The organism is Pantoea sp. PGP6 (assembly GCF_053474785.1).
The window spans coordinates 493,832-515,116 of sequence record NZ_JBQBMA010000001.1; the positions used below are offsets into that span (position 1 = coordinate 493,832).

Sequence of the window (21,285 nt, forward strand, 5' to 3'; positions counted from 1 at the left end):
TCTCAGCGTTGCGATTACTTCTCGTGCAAGCCGAGTTTTTTCTCCAGATAGTGGATATTGGTTCCACCGTGCTGGAAGTTTTCGTCGGACATGATCTTCATCTGCAGTTCAATGTTGGTCTTGATACCGTCGATGATCAGTTCCGCCAGTGCATTCTTCATGCGGGCAATCGCCACTTCACGGGTTTCGCCGTAGGTGATCAGCTTGCCGATCATGGAATCGTAGTAAGGCGGCACGCTGTAACCGGAGTAAATATGCGACTCCCAGCGCACGCCAAAACCGCCTGGCGCGTGGAAACGGGTGATTTTGCCCGGACTTGGCAGGAAAGAGACCGGATCTTCAGCATTGATACGGCATTCAACCGCATGTCCGCGAATAATCACATCTTCCTGTTTGATCGACAGCGGCTGACCGGCAGCGATACGCAACTGCTCTTTGATCAGGTCGACGCCGGTAATCATCTCGGTCACCGGATGCTCTACCTGAATACGGGTGTTCATCTCAATGAAGTAGAACTCGCCGTTTTCATACAGGAACTCGAAAGTACCTGCACCGCGGTAGCCAATCTCAATACAGGCTTTAGCACAGCGATCGCCGATGAAGCTACGCAGTTCCGGCGTGATGCCTGGCGCTGGCGCTTCTTCCACCACTTTCTGGTGACGACGCTGCATTGAGCAGTCGCGTTCGCCCAGATAGATGGCGTTGCCCTGACCGTCGGCCAGTACCTGAATCTCGATGTGACGAGGATTCTCCAGATACTTCTCCATATAAACCATGTCGTTGTTGAAAGCCGCTTTGGCTTCCGCTTTCGTCATGTTGATGGATTGTTCCAGATCTTTGTCGCTGCGCACCACGCGCATACCACGACCGCCGCCGCCGCCGGAGGCTTTGATGATCACCGGATAACCGATGCGCTTAGCGAAGGCACGGTTCTTTTCCATGTCATCGGTCAGCGAGCCGTCGGAACCAGGAACGGTTGGCACACCGGCTTTCTTCATCGCATTAATTGCGGACACTTTATCGCCCATCAGGCGAATGGTATCGGCTTTCGGGCCAATAAAGATAAAACCAGAGCGCTCAACCTGCTCGGCAAAATCGGCATTCTCAGACAGGAAGCCGTAGCCAGGGTGAATCGCCACCGCGCCGGTGATTTCCGCTGCGGAGATCAGCGCCGGGATGTTGAGGTAACTTTTGACTGACTGCGCCGGGCCGATGCAGACGGTTTCGTCCGCCAGCAGCACGTGCTTCAGGTCACGGTCCGCGCTTGAGTGTACCGCCACAGTCTTGATGCCCAGTTCTTTACAGGCACGCAGAATGCGCAGCGCGATCTCACCGCGGTTAGCAATAACAATTTTATCCAGCATGGTCCGCCCCGTTATTCGATGACAACCAGTGGCTCGTCAAACTCGACCGGCTGACCGCTCTCGACCAGAATGGCTTTCACCACACCAGATTTGTCGGCTTCGATCTGATTCATCATCTTCATGGCTTCGACGATGCACAGAGTATCGCCGGCGTTAACTTTCTGACCCACTTCGATGAAGGCTTTTGCGTCCGGGCTCGGGGTGCGATAGAAAGTCCCGACCATCGGCGAACGCACGATGTGGCCGCTGATTTCCGCGGGCGCTGCTTCTGCGATGGCAGCCACCGGTGCCACGGCAGTCGCCAGGGCAGGTTGCTGTACCGGCGCAGCATACGCCTGCTGCATCATCGGATAACCAACATTTGCAGGTGCACGGCTGATACGAACGGACTCTTCGCCCTCGGAGATTTCCAGCTCGGAGATGCCAGATTCTTCAACCAGTTCGATCAGTTTTTTAATTTTACGAATATCCATGAGTGGGGTTCCGTACTCAGTTTGATTAATTAGTTTGAGACAGGCGTTTTACTGCCGTTTGTAAAGCCCATGTGTAGCCGTCAGCGCCAAGCCCACAGATGACGCCAGCAGATACATCAGAAAGATAGGAGTGATGGCGGAAGGGCTCGCGTGCATGCACATTTGAGAGATGAACCTCAATAAACGGAATCGAAACCGCTAACAGGGCATCACGCAGCGCGACGCTGGTATGGGTAAACGCGGCAGGATTGATAATGATGTAATCCACATTGCCTTTGGCCTCATGAATGCGATCAATCAGCTGAAACTCAGCGTTGGATTGCAAGTGGCTTAACTCCACATTCAGTTGGTCTGCCTGACGTGTAAGATCATCCACAATCTGCTGCAGCGTGGTGTGACCATACTTGTCAGGTTCACGGCTTCCCAGCAAATTCAGGTTGGGTCCGTTTAAAAGCAGAATATGTAATTTATGCGCCATCTTGCTGCCATCTCCCGCAATCATTGAGGCATCGCGTAAAATACCTTGCCAATCTCCATTTGTCACCTTTCACGATGAAAAACAAGACCCGCTTTGCAATAAAGCCGGGCATTATATCCGTTTCGTGTCATTTCGCAGCAAAATACTGGTCTTATCTGCGAAGATGATCGGATGTGACCCGAAGGCCACATCTTTTAGCAGATAGTCAGGGAGGAAAACAACCACAGAAGGACTAGCGAGGCCACCATTTGAGGAACTTTTTGTAACGCCACGCTAACAACAAGGCGGCCAGTCCGGCATAGATAAGTGGCTGGGGCGACAAGGTTTTGACCGACCAGATGTAGTGAATCGGCACCAGGATCGCCACCAGATAGACGGCGTTATGCAGAGTTTGCCAGCGTTTGCCGAGCTTACGCTGCGCCCGCTGGAAGGAGGTCAGCGTCAGGGCCAGCAGTATCAGCCAGCTGATAATCCCCAGTGTCAGATAGGGACGAGAAATTAACTCACTGCCGAGCAGTCGCAGATTATCGGCACCCAGTTCCAGCAGGTAGTAGCTCAGCAGATGAAGAGAGGCCCAGACAAAGGTCCATACACCCAGCAGACGGCGAGTCCGGATCAACAGCGGCTGTTTGCCATAGCGCGCCAGAGGCGACACCAGCAGCGTGCCCAGCAGCAGTTTCAGCGCCATGCGCCCGGTAAAATGTTGAATATCTTTCGCCGGGTCCGCACTTAATCCGCCCAGCAGGGCAGCCAGGATCAGATAAACCAGCGGCAGCAGGGCCGCCAGATGCAGGATCACCTTGAGCCAGGTGATCTGTTTTAACGACAGGCGTACCACTCAGTAATTCTCCCGCAGGTCGAGTCCGCGATAGAGTGAAGCGACCTGCTCTGCATAGCCGTTAAACAGCAGCGTAGGCTGACGCTCCACTTTCAGGCTGCCGCCGGGGCCAATAAAGCGCTCGGTAGCCTGCGACCAGCGCGGATGATTGACGTGCGGATTAACGTTGGCATAGAAGCCATACTCATCTGCCGCAATCTGATTCCAGGTGGTCGGTGGCTGATTTTCGGTCAGGGTGATTTTGACGATCGATTTAATTCCTTTAAAGCCATATTTCCACGGCACCGTCAGGCGAATTGGCGCGCCGTTCTGCGGCGGAAGCGCCTTACCGTAAACGCCGGTGCTCAGCAGTGTCAGAGGGTGCATCGCTTCATCCAGCCGTAGCCCTTCAACATAGGGATAATTAAGCCCGCCACCGATAAAACGGTCTTTCTGGCCCGGCATCTGTTCAGGATCGTACAGCGTCTGAAAGGCGACGAAACGCGCTTTGCTGGTGGGTTCGGCCAGAGAAATCAGCTTATTCAGTTCAAAGCCGACCCACGGTACCACCATCGACCAGGCCTCTACACAACGCATGCGGTAGATACGCTGCTCCATGGCAAAGCGTTTGAAAATGTCATCCATGTCCAGGGTGATCGGTTTCGCCACTTCGCCATCAATCGTCAGTTTCCACCCATCGGTTTTCAGCGTGCCGGCATTGGCCGCGGGATCGGCTTTATCCAGACCAAACTCATAAAAGTTGTTATAGCCAGAAACCTTCTCTGCCGGCGTTAAGGTCAGGTCGGCCTGATACTGTGGCGGTTTGCTAAAGTCCAGCGCCCGACCGGCGGGGGCGGGCGGGCGATCGTTGCCCTTGAACCAGCTGAGAATGTCCGCATTGGCTACGCCCGGCAGACCGATCGCCGCCGCGCTCAGTCCCAGCGTTTTCAGCACCTGGCGGCGCTTCATATTAAAAATGTTTTCCGGCGTTACGTCGGCTTCCGTCAGATCAGTGTTGCGCTTCATGGTGCACTCTCCAGCCGTGGTCTTATTGACCAGCATGATGACTATTACCGATTGCAGCCAGTTTCGCCGTTAAAATGTGAAATTTCCTGGCTGCCGGAGACGATGAGAATGCACCGAAAAGCGCTGGGATCAACGCCAGCGCCCCTTTCCCGACGATATACTTCCGCTTCAGTCGTCACGGCGCTGTCGCTAAACGCAAATTATGCTATTTTGCTCGCGTTTTCGTCAGGCTGACGGTACAAGGGTGGGTGATCCGGTTATCACCGCAGTAACACAGGCACAGGGATGCGATTAACCACAAAACTATCTGCGTTTATTACCTTTCTTAGCATACTGGCAATGTTATTAATGCTGGTGGGCTGTGCTTTTAGCGTTTTCTGGTTCAGTCATCAGCGGGTCGAACAGCGCGCGCAGGTGCTGGCAACCGAAGTGGATCAGGCGCTGCTTATCCAGTCGCCCGACCAGCTGCACAGCTGGATTACCCGATTAATGCCGATTATCAACGCCGAGCAGATTCAACTCTACAGCGGCGACCACATCTTTTTCTCTCTCTCCCGTCACGAAAACCTGATGCTCGACCATCAGCCCAATCGCTTCGTCCAGTTTGATGTGCCGTTAATCCATCAGCCTGGAGTGCATGTGCGGGTGGTCACCCTCGATCCTGCCCGCACCTGGCTGCGCTCCATTATCGGGACCTATGCGATGGGCACGGTATCAACGGTGGTGCTGGTGATGAGCCTGCTGCTGTTTATTCTGCACCGCTGGTTACGTCGCCAGTGGCGCGGCATGGAGCACCTGGAAATACGCGCAGAGGCGATTATTGACGGTGAGCGTGGGGTAGTACCGAAACGTAATCTGGATGAGTGGCCGCCCAGGGCGAGCCGCGCGCTGGATGTACTGCTCTCCGATTTACAGGAAGCGGGTGAACAGCGTTTGCGTATCGATACGCTGATCCGCACCTTTGCTGCTCAGGATAGCCGTACCGGTCTGAATAATCGCCTGTTCTTTGACAGTCAGCTCGCCACGCTGCTGGAGGATCAGGAGGATGTCGGTACCCATGGCGTGGTCATGATGGTACGGCTGCCGGATCTGGACACGTTGAGCGAAACGCTGGAGCCAGGGTTGATCGATGAGTATCTGTTTAACATCGTCAACATGCTCTCCACCTTTGTGCTGCGTTATCCCGGTGCTCTGCTGGCGCGCTATTTCCGCAGTGATTTTGCGGTGCTACTGCCGCATCGCAGCCTGAAAGAGGCCAACAGCATCGCCGATCAGCTGATCAACGCCGTCGATTCGCTGCCGCCGATGCGAATGGTCAATCGCGATGATCTTATTCACATTGGTATCAGCGCCTGGCACAGCGGGCAGACGGTGCCGCAGGTGATGGAAAATGTCGAAATGGCGACCCGACGCGCGGCGCTGTTAGGGGGCAACAACTGGACCAACGGAGCCGGTAATCCTCAGGATGCCGGACGTGGAAGCGTGCGCTGGCGTACCCTGCTGGAAAACACCCTCAGTCGCGGTGGTCCGCGCCTGTACCAGAAACCAGCCGTCAATATGGAAGGCAAGGTGCAGCATCGCGTGATGCTGACCCGTATCTTTGATGGTGATAAAGAGGTTTTGGCAGCAGAATATATGCCGCTGGTCCAGCAGCTCGGCATGGCCGATAGCTGGGATCGCCAGCTGGTCACCCGCATTGCCGCCTTATCTGAACTCTGGCCGGAAGAGACGCTGGTGATACCGGTCACTATCGACTCGCTGCTGCACCGATCTTTCGTGCTCTGGTTGCAGAATATGTTGCTGCAATGCCCCAAAGGACAAAGAAAGCGATTTTTATTTGAACTTGCCGAGGCAGATGTCTGTCAACACATCAGCCGTTTAACGCCGGTGTTCCGCGCCCTTAAGGCATTTGGCTGTCGTGTCGCGGTTAATCAGGCCGGTTTAACCGTGGTCAGCAGTGCCTACATTCGCCAGCTGCCGGTGGAACTGATCAAACTTGATGCCGGTCTGGTACGCAATATTGAGCGTCGCACTGAAAATCAGCTGTTTGTACAGAGCCTGCTGGAAGTGTGTAAATCGACTAATACCCAGGTGTTTGCTGCCGGCGTCCGCACTAAAGCGGAGTGGCAAACGCTGGTGGCGTTAGGAGTGGCAGGTGGACAGGGCGACTTCTTTGCCCCTTCGCAGCCGGTAAACAGTAATGTGAAAAAGTATTCTCAACGTTACCGTATTTAGTGGATTGCGCCCTTTTTGACGGTGACGCAGGCTTTTTTTAGCCTTGAGTCCGGGTCGGGTCGCAAAACTGGCTGCCGGAAATGTTAGATTTTATGTCGGAAACCCAGGCCTGAAAGGCGATAAAAACCGGCACCGATGGCGTCTTATCGCCATTCCGCTGTCAATGATGGCCGGTTCCGATGACTTAAACGCAATTTGGCGTCTTTTTTCACCGAAGCAGAACGTTTTTGCGCCTTGTGGCAGCTTCGTGTGGTTGGTAAAGTAAGCGGATTTTATTTTCCGCCCCCAGCTTGCAGGATTATCCCTTAGTATGTTTAAAAAATTTCGTGGCATGTTTTCCAATGACTTGTCCATTGACCTGGGTACCGCGAATACCCTGATTTATGTGAAAGGACAAGGCATCGTGCTGAACGAGCCTTCCGTGGTCGCTATTCGCCAGGATCGTGCCGGTTCACCGAAAAGTGTCGCGGCCGTTGGTCATGACGCAAAACAGATGCTTGGCCGAACGCCAGGCAATATCGCAGCTATTCGCCCGATGAAAGATGGCGTAATTGCTGACTTTTTCGTCACCGAAAAGATGCTGCAGCACTTCATCAAACAAGTTCACAGCAACAGTTTCATGCGTCCCAGCCCGCGCGTGCTGGTCTGCGTACCCGTCGGGGCCACGCAGGTAGAACGTCGCGCCATCCGTGAGTCTGCTCAGGGTGCTGGCGCACGTGAAGTCTTCCTGATTGAAGAGCCAATGGCTGCGGCGATTGGCGCTGGCCTGCCGGTATCAGAAGCGACCGGTTCAATGGTAGTCGATATCGGTGGCGGTACCACAGAAGTGGCGGTGATCTCGCTGAACGGCGTGGTGTACTCCTCGTCGGTGCGTATTGGTGGTGACCGTTTCGATGAAGCTATTATTAATTATGTGCGTCGTAACTACGGTTCACTGATTGGTGAAGCTACCGCAGAACGTATCAAGCATGAGATCGGCTCAGCCTATCCGGGCGATGAAGTTCGCGAAATTGAAGTTCGTGGCCGTAACCTGGCTGAAGGTGTACCGCGCGGCTTTACGCTGAACTCCAATGAAATTCTCGAAGCGCTGCAGGAGCCGTTAACCGGCATCGTTAGCGCGGTGATGGTCGCCCTGGAACAGTGTCCGCCAGAGCTGGCGTCGGATATCTCCGAGCGCGGCATGGTGCTGACCGGCGGTGGTGCGCTGTTGCGTAATCTGGATCGTCTGCTGATGGAAGAGACCGGCATTCCGGTGGTTGTCGCTGAAGATCCGCTGACCTGTGTGGCACGCGGTGGTGGCAAGGCGTTGGAAATGATCGACATGCATGGCGGCGATTTGTTCAGCGAAGAATAATTGCCTCAACCGGCTGAGAACGTCATGACGATGCGCAGGGAGTCGCGTGTCAACCGGCGCACTATGCGCCGGTGCAATGCGTCCAGCTCAGGGAAGCGCGGTGTCATACCGGGTTTCCTTACCTGTCGTCGAGGATCACGCAGATTATATGAAGCCGATTTTTAGCAGGGGACCATCCCTGCAGTTGCGTCTTTTCCTGGCCGTCATCGTGGCGATTGCCATTATCATTGCTGACAGCCGTGTGGGTTCTTTTACCCAAATACGCAACTATCTGGATACGTCGGTCAGTCCGTTTTACTTCCTGGCCAATGGGCCGCGCCAGATTCTGGATGGCGTGTCGGAGTCGCTGGCGTCACGTCAGCAGCTTGAACAGGAAAACAAAGCCTTACGTCGCGAGCTCTTCCTGAAAAACAGTAACCTGCTAATGCTGGGGCAATACAAGCAGGAAAACGCACGCCTGCGTGAACTGCTGGGTTCACCGCTGCGTCAGGATGAGCAAAAGATGGTAACGCAGGTCATCTCGACCGGCACTGACCCTTATACCGACCAGGTGGTGATCGACAAAGGCAGCGTTAACGGTGTCTATGAAGGTCAGCCGGTCATCAGTGATAAAGGGGTGGTCGGACAGGTGATTGCGGTCAGTCAACTGACCAGCCGCGTATTGCTGATTTGCGATGCATCGCACGCGCTGCCGATCCAGGTATTGCGTAATGACATTCGCGTCATTGCCGCCGGTAATGGCTGTACCGAAGATCTCCAGCTTGAGCATCTGCCGGGTAATACTGATATCCGGGTCGGTGACGTGCTGGTGACTTCCGGTATTGGCGGCCGCTTCCCGGAAGGTTATCCGGTGGGTGTGGTTTCCTCGGTTAAAGTCGATACCCAACGCGCTTATACCGTGATTCAGGCACATCCGACCGCCGGCCTGCAGCGTCTGCGCTATCTGCTGCTGCTGTGGGGCGCCGACCGTAATGGCGATATGCCGCTGCCGCAGGATGAAGTGCATCGCGTCGCCAACGAACGACTGATGCAAATGATGCCGCAGGTTCTGCCGCCAGCCGGAGAAATGGGACCGCCAGCGCCAGCCGCCCAGATGGGTCCGCCGGCACCGGCGAACGGCAGCAGTGCCGGACAGGGCAGTACTTCGCGTTCACGCGGAGGTCAGCCTTGAGTCGATATCGCAGCCAGGGACGTTGGGTCATCTGGCTCTCTTTCCTGGTTGCGCTGGTCCTGCAAATCATGCCGTGGCCGGATCAGATTTATATGTTCCGGCCCTCATGGTTATTACTGATCCTCATCTATTGGGTGCTCGCCCTGCCGCATCGGGTTAACGTTGGCAGCGGCTTCCTGATGGGCGCCATTATGGATCTGATCGCCGGCTCTACCCTCGGAGTGCGTGCGCTGGCGCTCAGCATCATCGCCTACCTGATCGCCTTTAAGTTCCAGTTATTCCGCAACTTAGCGTTGTGGCAGCAAGCGTTAATGGTTATGGTGCTGTCTCTGGCTATGGATGTGATTGTCTTCTGGGCGGAATTCCTGGTTATCAACGTTTCATTCCGACCTGAAATTTTCTGGAGCAGTGTCGTCGACGGTATCCTCTGGCCATGGCTATTCTTACTCATGAGAAAGATTCGTCGTCAGTTTGCTGTTCAATAAGGAAATTTATGGTAACCCTTTATCTTGCTTCCGGTTCACCGCGTCGGCGTGAGCTGTTAACGCAGCTTGGCCTGACCTTCGAGCGCATCGTGACTGACGTTGAAGAACAGCGGCAGCCAAATGAAGTGGCTGAACACTATGTTCGTCGCCTGGCCAATGACAAAGCGCAGGCGGGCGTCCGGCTGGCCGCGCAGGATCTGCCGGTGCTGGGTGCCGATACGATCGTCGTGCTGAACGGTGAAGTACTGGAAAAGCCGCACGATGCGGCCCATGCGGCCGAAATGCTGCATAAGCTCTCCGGGCAGACTCATCAGGTGATGACCGCAGTGGCACTGGCCGATCGTCATCAGGCGCTGGATTGCGTGGTTACCACCGATGTGACATTTCGCACCTTAACCGCCTCCGATATCACCGACTATATTGCAACCGGTGAGCCGATGGATAAAGCCGGCGCATACGGCATTCAGGGCAGGGGCGGGAACTTTGTCCGCAAAATTAATGGGAGCTACCACGCGGTGGTTGGACTGCCTTTGGTTGAGACCGAAGAGTTGCTCAGCCATTTTCAGTCACTGCGTGCCGTAAGGGGTCAACATGACGGCTGAATTACTGGTTAACGTCACGCCTTCTGAAACGCGTGTTGCCTATATTGATGGTGGCATACTGCAGGAAATCCACATTGAGCGCGAAGCCCGACGCGGTATCGTCGGTAATATCTATAAAGGCCGGGTGAGCCGGGTGCTGCCGGGCATGCAGGCCGCGTTCGTCGATATTGGTCTGGATAAAGCCGCGTTTTTGCACGCCTCAGACATCATGCCGCACACCGAATGTGTGGCGGGTGATGAAAAGAAAAACTTCATCGTACGCGATATCGCTGAGCTGGTGCGTCAGGGGCAGGATCTGGTGGTGCAGGTGGTGAAAGATCCGCTGGGCACTAAAGGTGCACGCCTGACCACTGATATTACACTGCCGTCGCGCTATCTGGTGTTTATGCCAGGCGCGTCGCACGTGGGCGTCTCTCAGCGTATCGACAGTGAAAAAGAGCGCGAACGTCTTAAGGCGGTGGTCGCCGACTATTGCGATCATCTGGGCGGTTTTATTATCCGCACCGCCGCAGAAGGCATCGGCGAAGAGGAGCTGGCGCAGGATGCAGCGTTTCTCAAGCGTCTGTGGACCAAAGTCAGCGAGCGCAAAAAGCGCAACCAGACCCGCTGTCTGCTCTACGGTGAGCTGGCCTTAGCCCAGCGTATTTTGCGCGATTTCGCCGGCGCAGCGCTGGACCGCATCCGGGTCGATTCGCGTCTGACCTGCGATATGCTGGTGGAGTTTACCAGTGAATATATTCCGGAAATGGCCGGTAAGCTGGAGCTCTACAATGGCAAACAGCCGATATTCGATCTGTTTGATGTAGAAAATGAGATTCAGCGCTCGCTGGATCGCAAAGTTGAACTAAAGTCTGGCGGATACCTGATCATCGATCAAACCGAAGCGATGACCACCATCGACATCAACACCGGTGCCTTTGTCGGCCATCGCAATCTTGATGAGACAATTTTTAATACCAATGTTGAAGCCACTCAGGCGATAGCGCGTCAGCTGCGACTGCGTAATCTTGGCGGCATCATCATTATCGACTTCATCGACATGAGTAACGAAGAGCATCGCCGTCGGGTGCTGCACTCGCTGGAGACCGCCCTCAGCAAAGATCGGGTGAAGACCGGCATCAGTGGTTTCTCGGCGCTGGGCCTGGTGGAGATGACGCGCAAACGGACGCGTGAAAGTATTGAGCACGTGCTGTGTGAGGATTGTCCGGTGTGTAAAGGACGCGGCACGCTGAAGACGGTTGAAACGGTCTGTTATGAAATCATGCGTGAGATTGTGCGGGTACATCATGCCTATGATGCTGACCGCTTCCTGGTCTACGTCTCGCCGACCGTCGGCGAAGCGCTGAAAACCGATGAGTCTCATGCGCTGGCAGAGGTCGAAATCTTTGTCGGCAAACAGGTCAAAGTCCACGTTGAAGCGCTCTATACCCAGGAGCAGTTTGACGTGGTGATGATGTAATATCAGACCCGTCAGCCCGACCGGCTTTGCTCAAATCGTCGGGCTAAAAAATCGCCCTTGTCTGGGATAACATGCGTCTTTCCGGCGCAGTTGTCTGAAGACGGCCGGGTAACAGAACTAACTATCCGTCGTTTACGGAAGGCAAGGAGAGATGTGAGTGAGGCAGTTGCCGAGGATCTTGTTACTGCTGGTCGCCGCGATCATCGTGATTGTCGCGCTGCTGGTCAGCGGGCTGCGTCTGGTGATGCCGCATCTCGACAGCTATCGCAATAACCTTCTGCAATTCGTCTCGGATCGCACCGGCGTGCCGGTTCACGCCAGTCAGCTGCAGGGAAAGTGGGAGAATTTTGGCCCCACTCTGCAGGTCCGGGATCTCAGCGTCGATCTGCAGGAAAACGGCAAGCTGACCATCGCCCGCATCAATCTGGCGCTCGACGTCTGGCAATCCCTGCTGCACTGGCGCTGGCAATTCCGCGACCTCACTTTCTGGCAGCTGCATCTCGACAGCAACCGCCCGCTGCTGGACAGCGACAAAGAGAAGAACAGCTTCCGGCCGGCGCAAATCAATGAACTGTTCCTGCGCCAGTTTGACCACTTCGACCTGCGTGACAGCACCATTCGTTTTCGTACCCCTTCCGGGCAGCATGCCGAGCTGGCTATTCCGCGACTCACCTGGCTGAATGAGAAAACCCGCCATCGGGCAGAAGGTGAAGTCAGCCTGTCGAGCTTTACCGGCCAGCACGGCGTGGTTCAGGTACGGCTCGATCTTAATGACAGCAACGGCCTGCTGAATGATGGCCGCATCTGGATGCAGGCCGATGACGTGGATATGCGTCCGTGGCTGGGCCGCTGGATGCGGGATAATACCCGGCTGGACAGCGCCCGTTTTAGCCTGGCTGCCTGGGTTAACCTGCGCGACGGCGATATTTATGCCGGTGACCTGCTGCTGAGCCGCGGCGGTGCCAGCTGGCAGGGCGAAACGGGCCAGCATACGCTGCAGGTGGACGGCCTGACGGCGCACCTGTCGCGCTTCCAGAACGGCTGGGTGGTGAATGTGCCACAAACCCGCCTGAGCACCGATGGCAATCCGTGGCCGGCCGGTCACTTCTCGCTGTTATGGCGACCGGAAGATAAGCAGATGCTGGGTGCCAATGGTCAGCCTGAAGTGCGGGTACGCGCCACCCAACTGGCGCTGGATCATATTGCACCGATCGTGCCGCTGTTTGCGCCGCTGTCGCCAGCGCTGTTTGAGAACTGGCGTACGCTGCGGCCGCAGGGCTCCATTGATGGCCTCGCCCTGGATATTCCGTTACAGCAGCCTGACCAGACCCGTCTGCAGGTGAAATGGCGCGACTTCAGCTGGCAGCACTGGAAGCTCCTGCCTGGCATCAGTCACTTAAGCGGCGAAGCGCGTGGCAGCCTGAATCATGGCCAGGTCAGCGTTGATATGGGCGCGGCGACCGTGCCTTATGGCGATGTTTTCCAGGCTCCGCTCGAGATTAAACAGGTTACCGGTGCCGTGCGCTGGCAGCGCGATGAACATGGCCTGACGTTGACGGGCGAAAACCTCGATCTGCAGGCGCGCTCGCTGTGGGCGCGGGGTGACTTCAGCTATCAGCAAAACAGCGGAGGCGAGCCGCGGCTGGACATTCTTGCCGGTATCCGGATAACCGATGCGGGCGATGCCTGGCGCTATTTCCCGGTGCCATTGATGGGCAACGGGCTGACGCATTATCTGAGCGGAGCGGTGAAGGGCGGTAAAGTGGATAACGCCACGCTGCTGTTTGCCGGTAACCCGGCGCTATTCCCGTTCAAGCACAACGACGGTATGTTCCAGGTCTGGGTTCCGCTGCGCCAGGCGACCTATGCCTTCCAGCCCAAATGGCCGGCGCTCAGCAATCTGGATATCGATCTTAACTTCCTGAACGACGGCTTATGGATGAACGCCCCGACCGCTCGCCTTGGCGACGTTGAGGCGCGTAAGGTTAGCGCCGTTATCCCGGACTACCTGAAAGAGAAGCTGATTATTGATGGCGACATCAGCGGAGAAGGGAAACAAATCGCCGATTACTTCCAGCAGACGCCGCTGAAAGCGTCACTCGGCGCAGCACTGGAGCAGCTGGAAATTAAAGGCACCACCCGGGGCCACCTGAATCTCGATATCCCGCTTGATGGTCAGCAGGTCCACGCCAGCGGTAACGTGGTCATGAACAATAACGCGCTGTTTATCAAGCCGCTAAAAACCACGCTGACCAACCTTACCGGTCGTTTCCGTTACAACAACGGTAATCTGGAGAGTGAAGAGATGCAGGCGCGGTGGTTCGGTCAGCCGCTGGGCGTCAGTTTCAGCACCAAAGAGAACCCGGATGATTTTGGCGTTAAGGTGAAACTGCTGGGGGACTGGCAACCGGCTAAAATCAGCCAGATTCCTGCCACCGTAAGCCGCCAGCTCGCTGGACATCTGCCGTGGCAGGGCGACGTGGATATCACGCTGCCGCATCGCGGCGGCGCGCGGTACGAAGTAGAGCTGAACGGCGATGGCAAAGAAGTGAGCAGTCGCTTACCTTCACCGCTGGATAAAAAGGCCGGTGAGGCGATGCCGATTGCTATCAAAGCCAGCGGCGACCTGCAGCGTTTCGATCTCAGTGGCAGCGTGGCTGCACGCCATCGGTTTAACAGCCGCTGGCTGCTGGAGCCGACCTTACGCGTTGATCGCGGCATCTGGCTGAATGACGCAGCGAAAACGCCGGCGCTTCCCGATCATGCCGGTATGGTGCTTAATCTGCCACCGCTGGATGGCGAAGCCTGGGTAGCGATGATGGCTGGCGGAAGTGGTAGCGCTGGCGGCAGCGGCGGAGAACGTCAGCTGGGCGGCGTGACGCTGCCGGGCAACCTCACACTGCGCAGCCCGGCGGTAACGCTGGCGGGGCAGCAGTGGCATGCGGTAGACGCGACGCTGGCAGAAACGGCCGGTGGCAATGCGCAGGTCAGCATTAACGCCGAGGAAATACGCGGTAAGCTGGAAATAGCCGCGAAGGCGCCGTGGCAGATCGGGCTGGATTACCTCTATTACAATCCGCAATGGGACCATGAGGCACAGCAGGGCGGCAACGCCAGCTCTCAGCAAGCCAGCCAGATTAATTTCAGCGGCTGGCCAGCCTTGCAGTTGCGCTGCGCGGAGTGCTGGGTGCTGGGACAGAAATATGGACGGATCGCGGCGACGCTGCAACCGAAAGGCGATACGTTAGCACTGACTAACGGCACGGTAGATACCGGCAGCTCGCAGCTGAAAATTAAGGGTGAATGGGTTAACCGTCACGATGACCCGCGCACCTCACTGAAAGGCACGCTGAAAGGGCCTAATATCAATAACGCCACTAACTGGTTTGGCGTGAATACCCCGCTGCGCGATGCGCCGTTCAATATCGATTACGATTTGCACTGGCGTGCGGCACCGTGGCAGCCGTCAGCCGAAACCCTGAGCGGCACCCTGAAAACCCACTTTGGCAAAGGCCAGATTGCGGATGTGAACACCGGTACCGCCGGACAAATCCTGCGTCTGTTCAGCTTCGACGCGCTGCTGCGCAAACTGCGCTTCGATTTCAGTGACACCTTTAACGATGGCTTCTATTTTGATTCGATTAACGGTACCGCCTGGATCGAAAATGGCGTGATGCGCACCGATAACCTGCAGGTCGATGGACTGGAAGCGGACATCGCCATGCAGGGCAATATGGACCTGGTTAAGCGTCGGATCGATATGGAAGCCGTCATCACCCCGGAAATTTCTGCCTCGGTCGGTGTCGCGGCGGCGTTCGTGGTTAATCCGGTGATTGGCGCGGCGGTGTTCGCCGCCAGTAAAGTTCTGGGACCGGTATGGAACCGGATATCGCTGCTGCGTTATCACATCAGTGGCCCGCTGGATAAACCGGAAATCAATGAAGTACTGCGTAAACCGCGTGAAACTGACAACAAGTGAATTTGACGCGGTACCGGAATTACCGCAGGCTATGATTATCCGAGCACATAATGAGTGAGAAACGATGACTCTGAACCTGGTAAGTGAGCAGTTACTAACTGCTAACGGCATTAATCAGCAGGACCTTTTTTCCCTGTTAGGGCAGCTTTCAGAACGTCGTCTGGATTATGCCGATCTCTATTTTCAGTCCAGTTTCCACGAATCCTGGGTGCTGGAAGACAAAATTATTAAAGATGGCTCTTACCATATTGACCAGGGCGTCGGCGTGCGCGCCGTCAGCGGTGAGAAAACCGGCTTTGCCTACGCCGATCAGATCACGCTGAATGCGCTGCGTCTGTCATCGGAAGCGGCGCGCAGCATTGTTCGCGAACAGGGCAACGGTAAGGCGCATACCCTTTCCGCGGTGATGAACCGCTCGCTCTATTCCACCGTTGATCCGCTCAGCAGTCTGACGCGTGAAGATAAAATTGCCCTGCTGCACCGTGTCGATCAGGTGGCCCGCGCTGCCGACCCGCGGGTGCAGGAGGTCAACGCCAGCCTGAGCGGTGTGTACGAGCAGGTGCTGGTCGCCGCGACGGATGGCACGCTGGCAGCCGATGTTCGTCCGCTGGTGCGTCTCTCGATCAGTGTGCAGGTTGAAGATCAGGGTAAACGTGAACGCGGCTCAAGCGGCGGCGGTGCACGTACCGGTTATGAATTTTTCCTCGCCGATGAAAATGGCGATGTGCGGGCTGATGCCTGGGCGCGTGAAGCGGTGCGGATGGCGCTGGTTAACCTCTCTGCTGTGGCGGCACCTGCCGGTACCTTGCCGGTGGTGCTGGGCGCAGGCTGGCCGGGTGTCCTGCTGCATGAAGCCGTCGGACACGGACTGGAAGGCGACTTCAACCGTCGTGGCACCTCGGTATTCAGCGGCAAGATGGGCCAGCTGGTGGCGTCAGAACTCTGTACCGTGGTTGATGACGGTACCATTGAAGGACTGCGCGGTTCACTGGCGGTCGATGATGAAGGCGTTCCGGGTCAGTACAATATGCTGATTGAGAACGGCGTACTCAAAGGCTACATGCAGGATAAACTCAATGCGCGTCTGATGGGCGTCAGTCCTACCGGTAACGGTCGTCGTGAATCTTACGCCCACCTGCCGATGCCGCGCATGACCAACACCTACATGCTGGCCGGTAAGTCGACGCCGCAGGAGATCATCGAAAGCGTTGAATATGGTCTGTATGCGCCCAACTTTGGTGGCGGCCAGGTGGACATCACCTCAGGCAAGTTTGTCTTCTCAACCTCAGAAGCGTATCTGATTGAAAAGGGCAAAATCACCAAACCGGTGAAAGGGGCGACGCTGATTGGTTCCGGCATTGAAGCGATGCAGCAAATCTCAATGGTGGGTAATGATCTGGCGCTGGATAAAGGCGTTGGCGTTTGCGGCAAGGAAGGCCAGAGCGTGCCGGTTGGCGTCGGTCAGCCCACTCTGAAGCTGGATAAACTGACGATTGGCGGCACCGCCTGATAGTCTGCTAACAACCCGCCGGCAGGCGGGTTGTTAGCTTTTACGCTGCTGTTGATACTGTTCCGCCACCTGCTGGAAATAGCCGGTCAGATAGTCGATACAGACCTGCACCTTAAGCGGCAACTTATCCTTTTCGGTATAGAGCGCATAGACCGGACGGGGCTCGGATTGATACTGCGGAAACAGAATATCGATCTCACCGGCGCTGATCTCATCAATAACCCACATCATCGGCACATAAGCGATGCCGTTACCCGCCTTCAGCCAGCGAATCAGGGTCAGGGAATCATTGGTGACAAACCGTCCCTGCGGCGCCAGTCGCGTCACCAGACCTTCAGGCGCAATCAGCTCAAAGTTATTATCGGGACGTACGCTGTATTCCAGCCAGGCAAAATTATCGATATCCCCCGGTTTTTCCGGCGTGCCGTGCTGCGCCAGATAACTCTTAGCTGCGCACACCACCATCGGCATTGCTCCAAGGCGTCGCGAAAACAGGCTGGAATCTTTTAACGCTCCGACCCGAATCACCAGGTCCAGACCATCGGCGATCAGGTCCGGGGCCGGAATGCCGGTGACCAGATTAACGCTCAGTCCCGGATACTCACGCAGCATATCGCTGGTCATGCCGGCCAGCACGTTCTGCGCCATGGTCGAGGAGCTGCCAATACGCAGCACGCCAATCGGCGTGTTGTTAAAGGCATAAAGCTGCTCGTGCACCTGAGTGGCTTCGGCCAGCATGCGACGACAGCCCTGATAATAAATTTTACCCGCTTCGGTCAGGCCGATGCTGCGGGTACTGCGATTAAGCAGTTTAACCTGCAGCTCATCTTCCAGTTTTGCCACTATCTGGCTGATAGAAGAGACGCTCAGATGAAGCTGGCGCGCGGCAGCGGTAAATGAACCCAGTTCAACCACTTTGGCGAAAATGGACATGCCCTTCAGTCGTTCCATTATTTACTCTGGCTTAAAAGTGATTTAGATCACATTCTGTAGAAAACTTATAGTCAGGCGCGTTACTATAAGCGCGCCGGGGTATCTCCCGGTGATTCTTCATTGCCTGATGCCCTTCGATGATACGCTATTATTAAGCCAGCTGGGGTTCGGATAGAGCAGCCAGTGGGTTTTCCTGCGGCATCTGACGAGGCAAAAGAGTCTTCCGGCAAGGTCGAACTAAGGATTTCTGATGAGTGTGCTTCCGGTATTTGTCATGTTTGGGCTCTCTTTTCCGCCCGTTTTCATCGAATTAATTATCTCGCTAATGCTGTTCTGGTTAGTGAAACGCGTGCTGACGCCGAGCGGTATTTATGATCTTGTCTGGCATCCGGCACTTTTTAATACAGCACTTTACTGCTGTGTGTTTTACCTTGTATCCCGTTTATTTGTCTGAGGTTTAAGTGAAAGCACTCATAAGAAAAATCGCGCGTTACGCGATTACGATCCTGCTGGTCAGCATTGCTGTGGTGATTATTTTCCGTGCCTGGGTGTTTTATACCGAATCGCCCTGGACCCGTGACGCAAAATTCGCTGCCGATGTCGTCGCCATCTCACCCGATGTCACCGGTCTGATTACCGACGTCCCGGTTCACGACAACCAGCTGGTGAAGAAGGGCGATACCCTGTTTGTGGTCGATCGGCCGCGCTATCAGAAAGCGCTGGATCAGGCACAGGCTGATGTCGAGTATTACCAGGCGCTGGTCAGCGAGAAACGCCGTGAAGCGGGACGTCGTAACCAGCTGGGCACCTCGGCCATGTCACGCGAAGCGATCGACCAGGCTAACAACGATCTGCAAACCAGCGAACATCAGCTGGCGAAATCGGTGGCGACCCGCGATCTGGCGAAGATCGATCTGGAACGCACCACCGTGAAAGCGCCGTCCGATGGCTGGGTGACGAACCTGAATGTCTACGAAGGGGAGTTCATCACCCGCGGCTCGGTGGCGGTGGCGCTGGTTCAGCAGCACTCCTTCTACGTGCTGGCCTACCTGGAAGAGACCAAACTGCACGGCGTTGAACGCGGCTTCCGCGCTGAAGTGACGCCGCTTGGCAGTAATGTAGTGCTGCGCGGTACGGTAGACAGCGTGGCTGCCGGCGTCACCAACAGCAGCAGCTCGGTCGACAGCAAAGGCATGGCAACCATCGATTCTAATCTGGAGTGGGTCCGTCTGGCGCAGCGTGTGCCGGTACGTATTCGTCTTGATCAACAGCCAGGCAACCGCTTCCCGGCAGGCACGACGGCAACGGTGGTCATCACCGGTCAGGCCGATCGCCAGCCGGAGCAGGTTTCGCCAATGACCCGACTGTTCAATCGCCTGCGTGAGTTTGGTTAAGAGGGCGATATGATCGAGTTTTTGCGTTTCCCGGTGAAGCTGACCTTCGCGCTGGTTGCAGCGCTGATGATTGGCTTTCACCTTAATCTTGAAACGCCCCGCTGGGCGGTGATGACCGCGGGCATTGTGGCCGGCGGTACCGCCTTCGCAGCCGGTGGTGATCCCTATTCAGGCGCACTGCGTTATCGCGGCATTCTGCGTATTATCGGGACCTTCATCGGCTGTATCGCCGCGCTGACCATCATGATTGCCACGGTGCGCGCGCCGGTGGTGATGCTGCTGCTCTGCTGCATCTGGGCCGGGCTTTGCGTCTGGCTCTCTTCGCTGATCAAAGTTGAAAACTCCTACGCGCTGGGGCTGGCGGGCTACACCGCGCTGATTATCGTGGTCACCGCAGACGCCAGCGGTGGCCTGACGCTGGCACCGCAGTACGCGGTAGAGCGTTGCAGTGAGATCGTGCTCGGGATTCTGTGCGCCATTCTGGCGGATATGATCTTCTCGCCGCGCTCGATTAAAAAAGTGATCGACGCTGAAGTGGATTCCCTGCTGGTGGCGCATTATCAGCTGCTGCAACTGTGCGTGGCGCACGGCGATAAAGAGGAAGTCGATAAAGCCTGGAGCGCGCTGGTACGGCGTACCACGGCGTTAAACAGCATGCGCAGCCAGCTGATGATGGAATCTTCGCGCTGGCAGAACAGCAACCGTCGTTTGCAGATGCTCAACACCCTCTCTCTGACCCTGATTACTCAGGCGGCAGAAACCTTTCTGATCCAGAACTCACGACCTGACTACATTCCACCGCAGTACCGTTTGCTGATTGAAAAAGAGGCCACAACGGCTGACGAGGTTCATAAGCGGATGAAAGTGATGCGGCGGGTGATTGGCGCCAGCGGCAAAACCACGCCGGTTACGCTGGTGAGCTGGGTCGGTGCGGCGACAGAATATCTGTTGCTGCGTAACGGCATTAAAAGTAACAGCCGTATCACCCCGCTGGAGGAGGAAATCCTGCAGCGTGAGGTGCTGATTCAGGCGCGATCGGCTGAGACCCATCATGCGATGATCAACGGCATCCGCACCTTTGTGGCTACCGCGCTGGGATCGCTGTTCTGGTTATACACCGGCTGGACTTCCGGCAGCGGCTGCATGGTGATGCTGGCAGTGATTACCGCGCTGGCGATGCGCATGCCGAATCCGCTGATGATGGCGAAAGATTTCCTCTACGGCATGACGGTGGCGGTGCCGCTCGGTGCACTCTACTTCATCTATGTACTGCCCAATACTCAGCAGAGCGCGCTGCTGCTCTGTATCGCTATCGGCCTGCTGGGCTTTGTTGGCGGGATCTTCATTCAGCGACGGCAGCTTGGCACCCTGGGTGCGTTAATCGGTACCATCAACGTGCTGGTGCTGGATAATCCGATGAAGTTCGAATTTAACGTCTTCCTCGATAATGTGCTCGGCCAGGTGATTGGCTGCTTCGTGGCAATGATGGTGATCCTGCTGATCCGCGATAAATCTAAAGCGCGTACCGGCCGCAAACTGCTTAACCGCTTTATGTATGCTGCGGTGTCGGCGATGACCACCAATCAGGCGCGCCGCCGTGAAAACCATCTGCCGGCGCTCTATCAGCAACTGTTTCTGCTGCTGAATCTGTTCCCCGGCGATATCGACAAATACCGTATCGCGCTGACGCTGATTATTGGACATCAGCGGTTACGCAATGCGGAAATACCGGTGAATGATGATTTGTCAGCCTACCACCGGCAACTGCGCTACACCGCCGATCGGGTGATCTCCGCCAGCAGTGACGACAAGCGCCGCCACTATTTCGAGCGTCTGCTGCAGGAGCTGGAGGTATATCAGGAAAAACTGGTGCATTACGACGCGCCGATTAGCGTCACCGAACCGGTAAAACGGCTGGCGACCATGCTGAACAAGTATCAGAACACCCTCATCCAAATCTGAAACCGGCCGCTGCCCGCCGCAGCGGCCTGCTCAATGCCATCCC

General features: G+C 56.1%; 17 protein-coding genes. 11 read left to right on the top strand and 6 right to left on the bottom strand.

From position 1 onward, the window contains the following. Positions 1-14: 14 nt before the first annotated feature. From accC to msrP, 5 genes are all read right to left on the bottom strand, one after another. Complete coding sequence (gene accC / locus ACLIBF_RS02405) at positions 15-1,364, bottom strand: acetyl-CoA carboxylase biotin carboxylase subunit (protein WP_031375129.1); 1,350 nt, start codon at positions 1,362-1,364, stop codon at positions 15-17. 11 nt (positions 1,365-1,375) lie between these two features. Further along, a complete protein-coding gene (accB, locus tag ACLIBF_RS02410; protein ID WP_031375128.1) occupies positions 1,376-1,837 on the bottom strand; it encodes an acetyl-CoA carboxylase biotin carboxyl carrier protein in 462 nt (153 codons plus the stop codon). Between the two features lie 25 nt (positions 1,838-1,862). After that, the gene (aroQ, locus tag ACLIBF_RS02415; RefSeq protein ID WP_031375127.1) at positions 1,863-2,315 is read right to left on the bottom strand and encodes a type II 3-dehydroquinate dehydratase; all 453 of its coding nucleotides are present in this window, start codon (positions 2,313-2,315) and stop codon (positions 1,863-1,865) included. Between the two features lie 232 nt (positions 2,316-2,547). Then, the gene (gene msrQ, locus ACLIBF_RS02420; protein ID WP_069729023.1) at positions 2,548-3,153 is read right to left on the bottom strand and encodes a protein-methionine-sulfoxide reductase heme-binding subunit MsrQ; all 606 of its coding nucleotides are present in this window, start codon (positions 3,151-3,153) and stop codon (positions 2,548-2,550) included. Continuing rightward, entirely contained in the window at positions 3,154-4,158 is a 1,005-nt protein-coding gene (gene msrP, locus ACLIBF_RS02425) for a protein-methionine-sulfoxide reductase catalytic subunit MsrP (protein ID WP_069729024.1), read from the bottom strand. It lies immediately after the preceding gene. 285 nt (positions 4,159-4,443) lie between these two features. Here msrP and csrD point away from each other — a divergent pair, with 285 nt between their 5' ends. From csrD to tldD, 8 genes are all read left to right on the top strand, one after another. Further along, the gene (gene csrD / locus ACLIBF_RS02430) at positions 4,444-6,393 is read left to right on the top strand and encodes an RNase E specificity factor CsrD (RefSeq protein WP_046289277.1); all 1,950 of its coding nucleotides are present in this window, start codon (positions 4,444-4,446) and stop codon (positions 6,391-6,393) included. Positions 6,394-6,703: 310 nt separating this feature from the next. Next, positions 6,704-7,747 (top strand): rod shape-determining protein MreB, encoded by a 1,044-nt coding sequence (mreB, locus tag ACLIBF_RS02435; RefSeq protein WP_003855260.1) that lies wholly within the window; start codon positions 6,704-6,706, stop codon positions 7,745-7,747. A gap of 148 nt (positions 7,748-7,895) precedes the next feature. After that, positions 7,896-8,918: a rod shape-determining protein MreC gene (gene mreC, locus ACLIBF_RS02440; protein ID WP_031375124.1), complete on the top strand. Its 1,023-nt coding sequence runs from the start codon at positions 7,896-7,898 to the stop codon at positions 8,916-8,918. Beyond that, complete coding sequence (gene mreD, locus ACLIBF_RS02445) at positions 8,915-9,403, top strand: rod shape-determining protein MreD (protein ID WP_031375123.1); 489 nt, start codon at positions 8,915-8,917, stop codon at positions 9,401-9,403. Before mreC ends, mreD begins: the two co-directional genes overlap by 4 nt. A gap of 8 nt (positions 9,404-9,411) precedes the next feature. Then, complete coding sequence (locus tag ACLIBF_RS02450) at positions 9,412-10,005, top strand: Maf family protein (RefSeq protein WP_031375122.1); 594 nt, start codon at positions 9,412-9,414, stop codon at positions 10,003-10,005. After that, complete coding sequence (rng, locus tag ACLIBF_RS02455; RefSeq protein ID WP_046289276.1) at positions 9,995-11,464, top strand: ribonuclease G; 1,470 nt, start codon at positions 9,995-9,997, stop codon at positions 11,462-11,464. Before ACLIBF_RS02450 ends, rng begins: the two co-directional genes overlap by 11 nt. 157 nt (positions 11,465-11,621) lie before the next feature. Next, positions 11,622-15,443, top strand: a complete 3,822-nt coding sequence (gene yhdP, locus ACLIBF_RS02460; RefSeq protein WP_279810020.1) for an AsmA2 domain-containing protein YhdP — start codon at positions 11,622-11,624, stop codon at positions 15,441-15,443. Between the two features lie 64 nt (positions 15,444-15,507). Next, entirely contained in the window at positions 15,508-16,953 is a 1,446-nt protein-coding gene (gene tldD / locus ACLIBF_RS02465; RefSeq protein WP_031375120.1) for a metalloprotease TldD, read from the top strand. Positions 16,954-16,986: 33 nt separating this feature from the next. Here the strand turns inward: tldD and aaeR are convergent, their stop codons facing one another. After that, on the bottom strand, positions 16,987-17,904 hold the full coding sequence (aaeR, locus tag ACLIBF_RS02470; protein ID WP_069729026.1) for an HTH-type transcriptional activator AaeR: 918 nt from the start codon (positions 17,902-17,904) through the stop codon (positions 16,987-16,989). 232 nt (positions 17,905-18,136) lie between these two features. Here aaeR and aaeX point away from each other — a divergent pair, with 232 nt between their 5' ends. Genes aaeX through aaeB form a run of 3 tightly spaced genes read left to right on the top strand, consistent with a single transcriptional unit; the run spans position 18,137 to position 21,242 of the window. Further along, positions 18,137-18,340 (top strand): p-hydroxybenzoic acid efflux pump operon protein AaeX, encoded by a 204-nt coding sequence (gene aaeX, locus ACLIBF_RS02475; RefSeq protein WP_031375118.1) that lies wholly within the window; start codon positions 18,137-18,139, stop codon positions 18,338-18,340. A 7-nt stretch (positions 18,341-18,347) separates the two neighbouring features. Continuing rightward, entirely contained in the window at positions 18,348-19,280 is a 933-nt protein-coding gene (gene aaeA, locus ACLIBF_RS02480; protein WP_069729027.1) for a p-hydroxybenzoic acid efflux pump subunit AaeA, read from the top strand. Between the two features lie 9 nt (positions 19,281-19,289). After that, complete coding sequence (gene aaeB / locus ACLIBF_RS02485) at positions 19,290-21,242, top strand: p-hydroxybenzoic acid efflux pump subunit AaeB (RefSeq protein ID WP_069729028.1); 1,953 nt, start codon at positions 19,290-19,292, stop codon at positions 21,240-21,242. Positions 21,243-21,285: the final 43 nt, after the last annotated feature.